This window comes from Christensenella massiliensis (genome assembly GCF_040409835.1).
Lineage (GTDB): Bacteria > Bacillota > Clostridia > Christensenellales > Christensenellaceae > Christensenella > Christensenella massiliensis.
The window spans coordinates 301,177-315,130 of the sequence record NZ_CP117826.1 but is presented as its reverse complement, the minus strand read 5'-3'; the positions used below and the strand labels follow the sequence as shown (position 1 = coordinate 315,130).

The following is a 13,954-nucleotide window of genomic DNA, read 5'->3' as shown; positions in this document are numbered from 1 at the left end:
TTTATTCTCCCTCTTCCTGCGGATTCATCATTTTTTGCAGCTCTTCCTTTGTGACCAGCACCTGCCGTCCTTTGCTGCCATCCATCGGCGAAATATAGCCGTGCTCTTCAAGCTGGTCGATCAACCGGGCAGCCCTTGCATATCCGATCCGCAGCCTTCTCTGCAGCATAGAAGTCGAGGCTTGATCATATTCTATGATCGTTTCAAGCGCGCGTATGAAAAGCTCATCTGTTTCCGCCTGCCCTGCGATCGGGTTCGCGCTATCCTTTGCGATTCCGTCTATGACCTTTGCGTCATATTCAGATGAAAGCCGTTCTTTCAAGAACTTCGCTACTGCATCCACTTCGCGGTCTGATATGAAACATCCCTGAAGGCGCATAGGCTTTGGTGCCCCGGAAGGATAAAAGAGCATATCGCCCTGCCCAAGAAGCTTTTCAGCTCCCGCCATATCAAGGATAGTCCGTGAGTCCACCTGAGATGAAACTGCAAACGCGACTCTGGAGGGGATATTTGCTTTTATAATTCCTGTAATGACATCGACAGACGGCCGCTGTGTTGCAATGACAAGATGGATCCCGCTGGCACGTCCAAGCTGTGCGATCCGGCAGATCGCATCCTCTACATCGCCCGGCGCCACCATCATAAGGTCGGCAAGCTCGTCTATAATAACAAGAATATGCGGAAGCTCTTTCCCGTCTTCCTCCGCCTGCATCAGCTCATTATACTTTTTCAAGTCCTTTGCGCCTTTTGCCGCAAACATACGGTAGCGCATCGTCATTTCATTGACGGCCCAATTCAGTGCAGACGCCGCTTTTTTCGGGTCTGTGACCACCGGTATCAGGAGGTGGGGAATATCATTGAATACATTGAGCTCTACCACCTTCGGATCAACCATGATCATTTTTACTTCTTCCGGAGAAGCATGATATAGAATGCTCACAATCAGAGAATTGATGCAGACGCTCTTCCCTGAGCCTGTTGCTCCTGCAATCAACATATGCGGCATTTTCGCAATATCTGCATAAACGTTTGCACCTGCAATATCTTTTCCAAGCGCAAAGGCAAGAGGGCTTTTAAGATTTTTAAATTCTTCGCTGCCCACCAATTCCCGCAGCCCGACCGAGCTTGTTTCTGAATTTGGTATTTCGATGCCTACGACTGGCTTGCCCGGCACTGGAGCTTCGATCCGTACGTCCCTTGCCGCAAGATTCATGGCAATATCATCGGCAAGATTTACGATCTTGCTTACTTTGATCCCCGGTGCCGGCTGTACCTCGTACCGTGTCACGACCGGTCCCCTGCTGACATTTACCACCTTCGCGCTTACATTAAAGCTGGCCAGTGTATTTTCCAATACATCAACATTTTTCTTTAGATCCGCTGAAGAAGTTCTCGCGCTTTTGGCCGGCTGTGAAAGAAGATTGAGCGGCGGCTTAATATATTTTTTGTCTCCTCCTAAATTCCCCTGCACGCTTATGGGAGCAAATTCTTCTGTTTTCTGCGTTACCTTAGGCTGCTTGTCCGTTACTTGAGATACGCCTATCTTACGCGGCCCCTTTGTTTCCGCCGGAAGCTCATCATCAAATTCTATATCTGTATCTGAAAATACTTTCCGGTATTCCTCCGGGTCATAATCCGCGAATTCTTCCGGTATTTCCGAACCATATACTTCGTCCGTCAACTCCGGCTCTTCCACATGCAGATTAAATTCACTTTCCTCTTCTCCGCGCATGCGCGCGGCCTCTTCCTGCCGCCGGCGCATTTCCTCTTCCTTATCGAGGTCAAGGCTCTCTATATAAAGGCGTTTTTTTTCCCTCCTCTGCTCCGCGCGAACCTTGTATTCATCATATGTTGTTTTGACAGCCGCTCCGATATCCTTACTTACTTTTTTGATGGAAAGATTCGTAAGCGCAAGAATACATGCTGCGATCCCTGTGATGAAAACGATATAGCTGCCAACCGCACCCAAATAGCGATAGGTCCAGTAGGTTAAAAGCGCGCCTAAGGCCCCTCCTCCTGCAAGTTCCGACATTCCATATTCAAAAGAATTCCGGATAAATGCACCATATTCGCCGCCTTCCGCATAAATAGCATTGATCGGAAAAAGATGCGCAAGAGAAAAAACAAAAAAAACTGCCAGTGCGAGTAAAATCAATTTTCCTGCATTCGTCGATTTTTTTCTTGAGGCGATGAATAAAACACCGATCATCCCTATAATGACAGGAACGATATAACCAAGCGCTCCGCATGTTCCAAAAACAGCACCCGCGATCATACGGCCAAATACGCTGTCAATATTCATATAGATTGTAATCGCAACAAAAATAGCCAGTCCTATAATAATAATACCGGCGATCTCATTTTTTTTATTGGTATTTTTTCTTCTACGTTTCTTCCTCGCTGCCATAAAAATCCCTTCGCATCCAGACTTACAATCTTTTATATTATAGCATCAAACGCCATATATTTCAATCGCCCTGCCGTTCGGGTCATCCCCTCAAATAAATATAGCGGCATTATGTTATATATGCCGCTATATTTATATCATTGAGCATATTCTCTTAAAAAACGACCCGCCGCAGTTCTCCGCTCTCCGGCACTTTCCCTACACACGTTACTGTCATACGGTCAAAATCAAGGCAAGCGTCTATGATGTCCTGCGTTTCTTCGTATCGTACTTCTTCCATCAGCCGAAGCACTTCTTCATCTGAATAAACGTTTCCGGTAAGGATCATTGCCTTTCCTATAGAACTCATTTTAGAGGAAGTGCTCTCAAGAGATAAAATTAAATTTCCCCGGGATTGTTCTTTGCTCTGAATGAATTCATCCTTTGTGATCCCTTCCTTTTTAACGTTTCTCAGTTCTTTTAATATCGTTTCCGCGACCTGCAGCGTATTGCTTGCCATCGTCCCGGCATAGACACCATACATACCGCTGCCAGCATAAAGAGCCGGATAAGTAAATACGGAATATGCCATTCCCATTTCCTCGCGTATCCTTTGGAAAAGACGCGAGCTCATTGAGCCTCCGATCACATTGTTTACGATATTCAACGCATATTTTCGTTTGTCATCGAGCCGTATCCCCGGGAAGCCCATACACAAGTGTACTTGTTCGATGTCCCTATCGATTTTTGCAAAATTATCTTTTTGCGGCTCAAATCCCCGGCACCCTGCGAATTCCGGAACAGTAAGCTGCTTTTGGTTGACCTTTTTCAGCAGCATATTCAAGCAATCCCGAAGCTCCTGCGCATCAAAATTTCCCGCTACTGCAACGACGATATTTTCCGCCGTATAATACCGTTTCATATAACTGACCAAATCCTGCCGCCCAAAGCGGCGAATATTATCCGCCGGGCCAAGAATCGTCTTTTCAAGAGAACAGCCATGGAAATAGGTGCTTGCGATCAGATCCATTGCCAAATCTTCCGGATTATCGTTGCTCATGGCGATCTCCTCCAGAACAACGTTTCTTTCTTTATCCAGTTCCTCTGTAGGTAACGTCGCATTGCAAAAAAGATCTGTCAGTATTTCAAGTCCTGCGGCAAGCTTTTCATCGATTACCTTAATATAATAACAGGTACATTCTTTAGAAGTAAATGCATTGATCTGTCCTCCAATATTATCGACGTCGACCGCGATTTGCTTTGCCGTACGCTTTTCCGTTCCTTTGAACAGCATATGCTCGATCAGGTGCGATATCCCATTTTCATCCGGAGTTTCTGTCACGGAGCCTGCACCTACCCATATACCTGCTGTTACCGAGTGGAAATTCGGCAATTTTTCGGCAATCAGACGCGCGCCGCATTCCAGCTTCTCATTAATAAATGTTCCGTCCATTTATCGTTCCTTTCCTGAATGATAGAAAAAAGCCGACGCAGGAAGCGCGCAAAGACCGCGCATACTCAAAGTCGGCTTTTTAAACTGCACTTTAGTCCAATTCTTCCGGTTTTACACCTTTATGCGTAAGGTTGATCCTGCCCTGCTTATCGATCTCGATCACCTTAACGAGCAATGTATCTCCAATATTGCACACATCTTCCACTTTTTTTACATACTCTTTGGAAAGATTCGAAATGCGGCACATCCCTTCCTTACCGGGTGCAAGCTCTACAAAAGCGCCGAAGTTCATGATACGCGTTACTTTTCCGTTGTATACTTCGCCGACCTTGACGTCCTTGACGATCGTTTCAATGATCTTCCGTGCTTTGGCAGCGGCTTCATCGTCAGGAGTCAGAATCGCAACGCGCCCATCGTCCTCGATGTCGATCTTTACTCCCGTATCATCAATAATCTTATTGATGACCTTTCCACCCGAACCGATCACCTCACGAATTTTATCCGGGTCGATCATAAACTGTACGATCTTCGGCGCATAGGGCGAAAGATGTTCGCGCGGCTGTGCAAGCACTTCATTCATTTTATCAAGAATATATAATCTTCCACGCAATGCCTGTGCCAAGGCGCGCTCCAATATCTCCTTATCGATACCCTTGATTTTAATATCCATTTGAATTGCCGTAATGCCATCTTTGGTGCCCGCTACCTTGAAGTCCATATCTCCCATGAAGTCTTCAAGCCCCTGAATATCTGTAAGAACCACGACTTTTCCGGTATCAGGATCTTTGATCAGTCCCATAGCGCAGCCTGCCACCGGCTTTTTCAGCGGAACACCGGCATCCATCAATGCCAGCGAGCTTGCACATACGCTTGCCTGCGAAGTCGAACCATTCGAGCTGATGACTTCAGACACCGCACGAATTGCGTATGGGAATTCATCCTCCGAGGGGAGCATCGGCTCGATCGCCCGTTCCGCAAGCGCCCCATGTCCGATCTCGCGCCGGGAAGCGCTGCGCATCATTTTCGCCTCGCCCGTCGAGAAAGGCGGCATATTGTAATGATGCATATAGCGCTTGAAATCTTCGTCTGTGATGCCGTCCAAATTCTGTCCTTCCCGTAGGCCGCCCAACGTAACGATATTCATGACCTGCGTCAATCCGCGTGTAAATACCGCACTTCCGTGCGTCCTTTTGAAAAGGCCCGTTTCGCACCAGATCGGACGGATATCTTCATATCCGCGGCCGTCCGGACGAACGCCGTCATTCATGATCTTGCTGCGAAGCACCTCTTTCGTCATTGCATACAAAACATCGCCGATATCTCCGGCGCTGTCCGGGAATTGTTCCGCAAAATGCTCGGTCGTCTCCTGTTTCACCTGTTCTTCACGCGCTTCACGCTCATCCCGCTCAAACGTATCGAGGCTCCACACGACCTTTTCTGCTGCAAACTCACGCACTGCTTTCTCGATCTCTTCCGAAGGCTTATGGATCTCCACTTCCTGCTCGGGTTTCCCAATCTCATCCTTGATATTCTGAATAAATGCGCAAATCCGCTTGATCTCCTCGTGCGCGAATAGGATAGCATCCAGCATTTCTGCTTCGGTCACCTCTTTGGCGCCTGCTTCCACCATCATGACCGCATCTTTTGTGCCGGATACGGTAAGATTCAAGCGGCTTTTTTCGCGCTGCTCACTGTTCGGATTGATGATATATTCTCCGTCTACCATACCGACCGCAACCGAGCCCGTCGGCCCTGCAAACGGAAGCCCCGAAATGCAAAGCGCCGCAGAAGACCCGATCATCGCCAATACTTCCGGCGGATTGTCGAGATCAACGGACATCACCGTCGCAACGACCTGAACGTCCTTATAGTATCCTTTCGGGAAAAGCGGACGAATCGGGCGGTCGATCAAGCGGGCCGCCAAAATAGCCGACGTTGCCGGCCTGCCTTCTCTCTTGATAAAACCGCCCGGTATTTTCCCGGCGGCATACATTTTTTCTTCATACTCCACACTCAGCGGGAAAAAGTCGATGCCTTCCCGTTCCGTTTTCGAGCCGGTCGCATTCACCATAACGGCCGTGTCTCCGCATCTGACGATCACAGAGCCCCCTGCCTGAAAAGCATATTTGCCGCTTTCTATGGAAAGAGTACGGCCGCCGAGCTCCATCTCGTACACATGATTCTGTACTTGCTGCATAGTTTCCTCCTATGTTCTTCTTTATATTCCTCAATTGGTAACAAAACGGATAAAACCGGAACGCCATATAGGGCTCTCCGCCCGCCTGCGTTCCGGTGACATGCAATAAAAAGAGCGAGAAAAACCCGCTCCTTTTTGCTTACTTTCTTAAATTCAGGCTGCTGATCAGGCTTCTGTACCGCTCGATATCCTTTTCCTTCAGATAGTTGAGCAGGCCGCGTCTTTTACCAACCATTTTCAGCAAACCGCGCCGCGAATGTGCGTCTTTTTTAAACTGCTTCAAATGTTCGTTCAGATGATTGATCCTATACGTGAGAAGTGCAATCTGCACTTCCGGAGAGCCTGTATCCCCTTCCTTTTGAGCGTACTTCTGAATGATTTCTGTCTTTACTGCCTTTTCCATGGTTTTCCCTCCATTTTTTTAGAACTCGTGATGCTACGGTGCCGCCGGAGTTGTCGTACATCGGAGCATACGATTGATTAATCAACGTATTTCAGTTTACCACACGATATTACGTTTGTAAACCTCTAAATCCTCCAGCATTTTCTGCGCCGCCCGGGCATCGCTTGCAATCTGCCGCCGAAGTGCGTCTACATCCGGGAACGTTGTCTCTCCTCTGATAAAAGATACGAAACTTACACGTATCTCTTCGTTGTAAACATCCCCCGAAAAATGGAAAATAAAAGTCTCGATATTTGGAATGCCCGAATTCGATACGGTGGGCTTTATGCCGACATTCGTTACCGCGGGATAACATTTCCCGTCTATCTGAACGATCGTCGCATAGACGCCGTATTTCGGCAAAAGCTTTTCAGTAGATATGTTAGCGGTGGGAAAGCCTATCGACGAGCCTAAATGCTTCCCTTTTTCTATCTTTCCATCTATAAAATAGAAGCGCCCGAGCAGATCTGTGACCCGCTCCATTTCTCCCCGTTCAATATGCTTTCTGATCAGCGTACTGCTCACTTTTCCTTCACAGCACTTGACCTCCGGTACGACGTGCACCGTATATCCAAAGCGTTCTGCCTGCGTACGTAAATATTCAGCCGTTCCTTCTGCATTTTTCCCGAAACGGAAATCGAATCCTACCGTGATATGCTTTGCATTCAGCTTTCGTACGACCCATTCCAAAAAAGCCTCTTTCGAGGTGTTGGAAAATTCCGGCGTAAAAGGCTGCCGATAGAGCATATCTATGCCAAGTGAAGAAAAAATGGCTTGTTTCTCCTCATCTGTATAAATATTTTTATAAAACGTATGATTTGGCTTCGTATCAAATGTGTAGACCAATGACCGCATATCTTTCCGGCCTTTGATATCATCTATCAGCGCTATATGCCCCTCGTGTATTCCGTCAAACAAGCCGATCGCTACCGCTGTTCTATCTGTCAGCGGCAAATCATTTGGTGTCAGCAGTTTTAGTTTCACCTGAAGCACCCCCCAGTTCTTTCAGCATCGATATTATTTTCAGCTTATCGCCTATTTTTTTCCCTATCCCTATCAGCTCGCCGCCGCAAAAAACTGCATAATCGACATCCGGCTGCAATTCAAGTTTCGTTTTGGTAAGATCGATCGGCGTTCCTGTTGTCAGAAAAGGATAAAGCCGCTTCTCGCAGTGGAGCGATTTCAGAAAGGACAGAGCTTCCTCCATGGAATACAATGCGGAAGCCAGCGTTCCCATTTGCACCATCATTTCGATCTCCGGTAAGGTATATGCGTCCTCGACTAAAAAGCCGCATGTTTCTGTTCTCAGCAAAAACGAGGTGTAAGCACAGCAATGGAGCGCTTCGCCCATATCTGCACAAAGCGTACGGATATAAGTTCCCTTTGAGCACCTGATTTTCAGCAGGAATTTATTGATCTGTCCGCCAAGTATATCGATCTGGCGGATATAGACTTCGCGCGGAGGTTTTTCAATCGTGATTCCTTTCCGCGCCAACTGATAAAGCTTTTTCCCTTCATGCTTCACAGCCGAATACATCGGCGGTTTTTGAAATAATTTTCCGGTAAATTCCGGCAAAACCGTCTCGACAGCTTGCCGCGTAATATTACATTCGCATCTGCGAAGAGACGTTCCATAGCTGTCCTGTGTATCCGTTTCGATTCCAAACGTGATCTCCGCGATATATTCCTTATCGCCCCGCATGATATAATCTGCGATTTTTGTCGCACGTCCTACACATATCGGAAGTACGCCGGCAGCCCCGGGGTCAAGTGTTCCGGTATGTCCTATTTTCTTTTGCCCCAATATTCTCCGCAGGTGCGAAACAACGTCGCTTGAAGTCATCGCAGGCGGCTTCAATATATTCAATACACCGTTCACTTCAAATAATTCCTTGCCGATTTGATAAGAGTCTCTGTCACATCATAGATATTTCCCCGCAGCATGCAGCCTGCTGCTTTCGCATGTCCGCCCCCGTCAAATTCCCCCGCCAACGCGCCTACATCCGCATAGCTGTTTGCGCGCAGACTGATTTTATAGGTATCCTTCTTCATCTCGCGGATAAACGCCGCGATTTCCACCCCGTCTATCTCCCGTGCGTAATCGATCAATATCTCGCTATCCGACACATCTGCGCCGCACTGCGCAATATCGTCCAATAGAATGACCGATATCGCAAGAGAATCATTTTCATACAGCCTGATATTGTCGATAAAACGTGCAATCAGCTTAGTTGCCCCCAGCGAACGTTTGTTGAAAATCTGCGCCGCCATCTGAGCAAGAGGCAGTCCCTCCGCGACTAAGCGGGAAAACAGCAGAAGTGTGGACTCCTGTGTGTTGGAATACATAAAGCTTCCGGTATCAGTCGAAATCGCCATATATGTTGCCATACGCACCGTCTCGTCCGCTTTCGCTCCCAACTGTTCCGCGATCCGCCAAATAAGCTCTCCCGTTGCCGCCACATTCTCCACATAATTTACCTGCGCATATTCGGTATTGGAAATATGATGGTCGATATTGCAATTCGGCAGACTCCGGAAAAACTCCTGCGCGGAAGACAAACGCCCTATCGTGGCACAATCTACTGCCACCGCAGCATCATAACTGCACTTTCCCGTTTCCTCTAAAAGCCGATATAAGGAATCAAACTGACTAAACCGATATTTGGAGGGCGGTTCACATAATAAAATAACCTCGGCAGACTTGCCAAGATTATTCAAGCTCCGTGCAAGCGCATAAGCGCTCCCAAGCGCGTCGCCATCAGGATTCAGATGAGTGAGCACCGCAAATTTGCGGTGCTTCTCCAAAAATTCAATTACCCTTTTCATGACTCTTCCTTGCCTTTTACATCATCGATCAGCTTGGAAATCTTTATGCTGTACTCGATCGAATCGTCCAATACAAAGGTAAGCTCGGGAACGCGCCTGATATCCACGGCTTTTGCCAATTTGGTACGGATAAAAGCAGCGCCATGATTAAGGGCATCAATAGACGCATACTTTTTCTTCTCCGTATCATACACGCTGATATACACTTTCCCAAATTTCAGATCCGGCGTGATTTCCACCCTTGTTACAGTTGCCATCACAGACAATCTGTCGTCCTTTACATCATTCCGAATGATCTCTGCAAGAGCGCGTTTCACCTCTTCGTCGATCCGGCTCAATCGGTTTGTCGCCATAATTGTTTCTCCTTAGCGCGCGATTTCATGCATCTCGAAACACTCGATCACATCGCCTTCCTTGATATCATCAAAGCGTTCCAGCGAAAGACCGCATTCATACCCCTGCGCCACTTCCTTGGCATCATCCTTAAAGCGTTTCAGAGAGCTGAGCGCTCCTTCATAGATAACCACATTATCGCGCAGCAAACGCGCCTGTGCATTCCTCCGGATCATTCCATCAGTAACGTAACAGCCGGCGATCGTTCCCACAGAGGAAACTTTGAACGTCTGTCTGACCTCTGCATGGCCGATGACCAGTTCTTCAAACTCAGGCTCCAGCATTCCCTTCATGGCAGCCGTTATATCCTCGATCGCCTTATAAATGATACGGTAGAGACGAATATCGACCTTTTCGCGCTCTGCAGCCGTCTGCGCCATATTGTCCGGCCGCACATTGAACCCAATAATGATTGCATTTGCTGCCGAAGCAAGCATAACGTCCGTTTCTGTGATCGCGCCGACGCCGCAATGGATCGCACGAACGCGCACTTCGTCATTCGAAAGCTTTTCAAGCGACTGCCTTACCGCTTCTACCGAGCCCTGAACGTCAGCTTTGATAACGATATTCAAATCTTTGATTTGCCCTTCTGCGATCTGATTGAACAGGTCGTCAAGCGAGACTTTCGTCATTTTCTTTAGGATCTCAGCTTTCTGCTTGTCCTTTCTTTCCTCAGCCACCTGCTTAGACAGCTTGTCTGCAGGAGTCGCATGCAAAATATCTCCAGCTACCGGCACCTCAGAGAAGCCAATTACCTCAACCGGCTGGGAGGGCAACGCTTCGCTTACGTTCTGTCCGATATCGTTTACCATCGCCCGCACCCGGCCATACGCCGTTCCCGCAATGATCGTATCTCCTGTCCGCAGCGTTCCTGTTTCCACCAAAACAGTCGCAACTGGGCCGCGGCCTTTATCGAGCTGCGCTTCAATAATTGTTCCTTTTGCCAGCCGGTCCGGATTTGCCTTGAGCTCCTGAACCTCCGCAACCAGAAGAATCATTTCAAGAAGTTTATCGATCCCCTCGCCTGTCTTTGCGGAGACCGGAACCACGATCGTCTCTCCTCCCCATTCTTCGGGCAGCAGGTCATGCTCGGTAAGCTCCTGCATGATTTTTTGCACATTCGCATTCGGACGGTCTATCTTGTTGACAGCAACGATGATTGGTACATCTGCTGACTTTGCATGGTTGATTGCTTCTACTGTCTGCGGCATGATACCGTCGTCCGCCGCAACCACGATGATCGCAATATCCGTTACCTGTGCTCCGCGGGCGCGCATCGCCGTAAATGCCTCGTGCCCCGGCGTATCGATAAAAGTGATTTTCTCCCCGTTCAGCTCGACCTGATAAGCGCCAATATGCTGCGTGATTCCGCCGGCTTCTCCCTCAGTCACTTTAGACTGCCGTATCTTATCGAGCAGAGATGTTTTACCGTGGTCAACATGCCCCATGATCGTAACGATCGGCGGGCGCTTTTGCAGCTGCTCCTCAAGATCCGGCGCTTCCTCGATCAGGATATCTTCCGCTGTCTTTTCTATCTTTTGTTCAAGCTCGATCCCGAACTCACCTGCCACCAGTGAAGCCGTATCGAAATCGATCTGCGAATTGATCGTGGACATCATCCCTAAAAGCAATAGCTTTTTCAGTATTTCAGAAACCGGTTTTCCTATTTTTTCCGAAAATAACTTGACGGAAATCGTCTCTTCCGTAATAACCGCTTTCTCGATCTTGATGGGTTCGATCACTGTTTTAGGCTGCTGCTTTTTATTGCTGCGGCGCTTACGGGAGCCTCTCGGGAAATCATCGTCATCGATACTAAATACGCGCTCCTTGATTTTTGGCCGCTTTCCACGGTCTTCTTCCATTTGCTTCTTCGATTTCTTACCGTGTTCAAAACCACCCGGTTTCGCATTTTGATTCGCAAATTTTTTGGCCGGCTTGGCTTCGTTCTTTTCAGGCTTCTTAGCTGTCTCCCGTTTCTGCTTCGGAGCAGCTTCTGCTATCACTTCTTTGCCCATGGGCTTCTCCGTCTCTTCTGCTTTCGGCCGTTTAGAGCCCGTCTCTGTTTTGGGGGCAACAGAAACCTTCTCTTCGATAACGGTCTCTTTCGGAACCGGAACTTTTTCCTTGGGTCTCTCTTCCTTTGGCTGGGTGTTCTCCGGTACTTTTGCTTCTTCCTGCCGTTTCCGGGCTTCTTCTTCAGCTGCCGCTTTTTCCTCCGCGGCTTTCTGCTGAGCCAATTTCTTCGCTTCTTCCTCAGCGCGCTGCTGCTCTTCCTTCTCTTGTCGCGCTTTTTCATTTCTGAGCTTTTCTATATCAAGAATCTTAGCCTCTATGGCCTTGATATCACGAAGCTGGCTGTCTGCTTCCGTCTGCATCTCCAAAATACGGTTAAAAATACCCTGTGCATTCGTAAGAAGAGATTTGTTTGTTTCTAAAATTTTAATCTTGCTCAATAGTTTCACCCCCGGAATTAGCGTAATATTTGTCCATCGCACTCTGCGCAAACTGCGGACACACTATTCCTATGACTTTATTATTTGGTTTATGGAAGCTTGCCTCCAAAATACCGCGCTCTTCAAGAATGACGAGCCGTATACGATAATAAGTGCAAGCATCCATGATTGCTTTTTTTGTATTTTCGGAAGCGCTGCCGTCTAATATCACAAGCTTCGCTTTCCCCTTTTTTACCGCCTGTTCTACGGCCTGCATACCATACACGATTTTTCTTGCACGCGCAGCAAGTCCTAAAAATTTAAAAAAACTCTCATGCGTTGCCATGCTCGTCTGCCAATTCTATAAGCATATGATACGCCGCTTCATCCATCTCGCAGTGCATCACTTTAGGAAATATCCTTTTTGCCTTTTCAATGCATTCCCTATTCCTGCATACATAAGCGCCCCGTCCCTGTGCCTTACCCGTTCTGTCAACCAAAAGCTGTCCTTCCTTCGTACGCACGAGCCGTATCAATTCGCCCTTCAACTTTCCGCTGCGGCAGGCAATACACATTCTTACCGGCTGCTTCTTATTCAATCCGTTTCACCCTTACTCGTCTGTTTTAGCCGCATCGTCCTTTTCCTGCTCCGCGGCTTCAAGAATATCCTGTTCCGCTTCTTCCTCTGCGGCCTCCTCGTTCAGCCGTCCGACCATTCCAAATGTCTCCGCAAGCGAATCGAAACTCGTATCTGCGTTTGCAAATTCTTCTCCGAAAACTTCCTGTTCTGTCTGCGACTGACTCTTGATATCGATCTTCCATCCCGTAAGCTTAGCTGCAAGGCGGGCATTCTGTCCTTCCTTGCCAATCGCAAGAGAGAGCTGATAGTCTGGAACAATGACCTTTGCAGCCTTTTCATCCTCGTTGATCTGCACCATAACAACTTTTGCGGGGCGCAGTGCATTCGCTATAAATTCAATTGGGTCCGAGCTCCACGGAACTACATCTATCTTTTCACCGCCCAGTTCTTCTACCACTTTCTCGATACGCGTTCCTTTGTGTCCAACGCATGCGCCGACGGGATCGACGTCCTTTTCATCGCTCCACACCGCAATCTTCGTGCGTCCGCCCGCTTCGCGCGCTATGCTCTTGATCTGCACAACGTTCTGCCGGATCTCCGGGACCTCGATCTCAAATAAACGTTTGATCAATGCAGGATGGGTACGGGATACAATGATCTGCGGTCCTTTATTCGTTTTCTTCACTTCGAGCACGTAAACCTTCAGTCTGTCGTTGATATTATATTGTTCGGAATACACCGTTTCGCTCACCGGTATGATTCCCTCCGCGCGGCCAAGCTCTACATAAACGTTTCCGCGTTCTATTCTGTGCACGATCGCCGTTAATACTTCATTTTCCTTTTCTGAATATTGATCGTAAATAATACCGCGTTCCGCCTCACGGATTCGCTGTACAACGACCTGTTTTGCCGTCTGCGCTGCAATACGTCCAAAATCGCGCGGGGTCACTTCTGTTTCCAGCACATCTCCCGCCTCATATTTCGGATTAATGGCCCGCGCATCTTCTACCGATATTTCCGACTCTTCATCTTCCACTTCATCCACAACATTTTTGACAGCGAATACCTTAATCTCGCCGGTATCTCCATCGATTTCAACACGCGCATTCTGATCTGTGCCAAAATGCCTTTTGTAAGCAGAAATCAGCGCCGTCTCAATCGCTTCCAGCAAAATATCTTTTTTGATTCCCTTATCATGCTCTAAATCTGATAAAGCTTCCATAAATTCCGTATTCATAACCTTTG

General features: G+C 47.9%; 12 protein-coding genes. All 12 read right to left on the bottom strand.

The window, feature by feature from the left end; all coding sequences use genetic code 11:
- Position 1: 1 nt before the first annotated feature.
- Entirely contained in the window at positions 2 to 2,407 is a 2,406-nt protein-coding gene (locus PUP29_RS01525) for a DNA translocase FtsK (protein WP_079547570.1), read from the bottom strand.
- A 154-nt stretch (positions 2,408 to 2,561) separates the two neighbouring features.
- Positions 2,562 to 3,839 carry a M16 family metallopeptidase gene (locus PUP29_RS01520; protein WP_353423642.1) on the bottom strand — a complete coding sequence of 426 codons (1,278 nt, stop codon included), beginning with the start codon at positions 3,837 to 3,839 and terminating at the stop codon, positions 2,562 to 2,564.
- A gap of 91 nt (positions 3,840 to 3,930) precedes the next feature.
- The gene (locus PUP29_RS01515; RefSeq protein ID WP_079547572.1) at positions 3,931 to 6,036 is read right to left on the bottom strand and encodes a polyribonucleotide nucleotidyltransferase; all 2,106 of its coding nucleotides are present in this window, start codon (positions 6,034 to 6,036) and stop codon (positions 3,931 to 3,933) included.
- A gap of 139 nt (positions 6,037 to 6,175) precedes the next feature.
- Positions 6,176 to 6,439, bottom strand: coding sequence for a 30S ribosomal protein S15 (gene rpsO / locus PUP29_RS01510; RefSeq protein WP_079547573.1), 264 nt, complete (start codon positions 6,437 to 6,439; stop codon positions 6,176 to 6,178).
- A gap of 96 nt (positions 6,440 to 6,535) precedes the next feature.
- Complete coding sequence (locus tag PUP29_RS01505) at positions 6,536 to 7,462, bottom strand: bifunctional riboflavin kinase/FAD synthetase (protein ID WP_353423640.1); 927 nt, start codon at positions 7,460 to 7,462, stop codon at positions 6,536 to 6,538.
- Positions 7,434 to 8,357: a tRNA pseudouridine(55) synthase TruB gene (truB, locus tag PUP29_RS01500; RefSeq protein WP_079547575.1), complete on the bottom strand. Its 924-nt coding sequence runs from the start codon at positions 8,355 to 8,357 to the stop codon at positions 7,434 to 7,436. Before truB ends, PUP29_RS01505 begins: the two co-directional genes overlap by 29 nt.
- Positions 8,354 to 9,304, bottom strand: coding sequence for a DHH family phosphoesterase (locus PUP29_RS01495; protein WP_079547576.1), 951 nt, complete (start codon positions 9,302 to 9,304; stop codon positions 8,354 to 8,356). The genes truB and PUP29_RS01495 overlap by 4 nt, the downstream gene beginning before the upstream one ends.
- The gene (gene rbfA / locus PUP29_RS01490; RefSeq protein ID WP_079547577.1) at positions 9,301 to 9,657 is read right to left on the bottom strand and encodes a 30S ribosome-binding factor RbfA; all 357 of its coding nucleotides are present in this window, start codon (positions 9,655 to 9,657) and stop codon (positions 9,301 to 9,303) included. The genes PUP29_RS01495 and rbfA overlap by 4 nt, the downstream gene beginning before the upstream one ends.
- A 12-nt stretch (positions 9,658 to 9,669) precedes the next feature.
- Positions 9,670 to 12,150, bottom strand: coding sequence for a translation initiation factor IF-2 (infB, locus tag PUP29_RS01485; protein ID WP_353423637.1), 2,481 nt, complete (start codon positions 12,148 to 12,150; stop codon positions 9,670 to 9,672).
- On the bottom strand, positions 12,137 to 12,475 hold the full coding sequence (locus PUP29_RS01480; RefSeq protein WP_079547579.1) for a L7Ae/L30e/S12e/Gadd45 family ribosomal protein: 339 nt from the start codon (positions 12,473 to 12,475) through the stop codon (positions 12,137 to 12,139). The genes infB and PUP29_RS01480 overlap by 14 nt, the downstream gene beginning before the upstream one ends.
- A complete protein-coding gene (gene rnpM / locus PUP29_RS01475; protein ID WP_353423635.1) occupies positions 12,462 to 12,728 on the bottom strand; it encodes an RNase P modulator RnpM in 267 nt (88 codons plus the stop codon). The genes PUP29_RS01480 and rnpM overlap by 14 nt, the downstream gene beginning before the upstream one ends.
- Positions 12,729 to 12,740: 12 nt before the next feature.
- Entirely contained in the window at positions 12,741 to 13,946 is a 1,206-nt protein-coding gene (gene nusA, locus PUP29_RS01470) for a transcription termination factor NusA (protein WP_079547581.1), read from the bottom strand.
- Positions 13,947 to 13,954: the final 8 nt, after the last annotated feature.

Coding starts and splice junctions, on each gene's coding strand:
- PUP29_RS01525 (WP_079547570.1), bottom strand. CDS start 2,407: ATGGCAGCGAGGAAGAAACGTAGAAGAAAAAATACCAATAAAAAAAAT.
- PUP29_RS01520 (WP_353423642.1), bottom strand. CDS start 3,839: ATGGACGGAACATTTATTAATGAGAAGCTGGAATGCGGCGCGCGTCTG.
- PUP29_RS01515 (WP_079547572.1), bottom strand. CDS start 6,036: ATGCAGCAAGTACAGAATCATGTGTACGAGATGGAGCTCGGCGGCCGT.
- rpsO (WP_079547573.1), bottom strand. CDS start 6,439: ATGGAAAAGGCAGTAAAGACAGAAATCATTCAGAAGTACGCTCAAAAG.
- PUP29_RS01495 (WP_079547576.1), bottom strand. CDS start 9,304: ATGAAAAGGGTAATTGAATTTTTGGAGAAGCACCGCAAATTTGCGGTG.
- rbfA (WP_079547577.1), bottom strand. CDS start 9,657: ATGGCGACAAACCGATTGAGCCGGATCGACGAAGAGGTGAAACGCGCT.
- PUP29_RS01480 (WP_079547579.1), bottom strand. CDS start 12,475: ATGGCAACGCATGAGAGTTTTTTTAAATTTTTAGGACTTGCTGCGCGT.
- nusA (WP_079547581.1), bottom strand. CDS start 13,946: ATGAATACGGAATTTATGGAAGCTTTATCAGATTTAGAGCATGATAAG.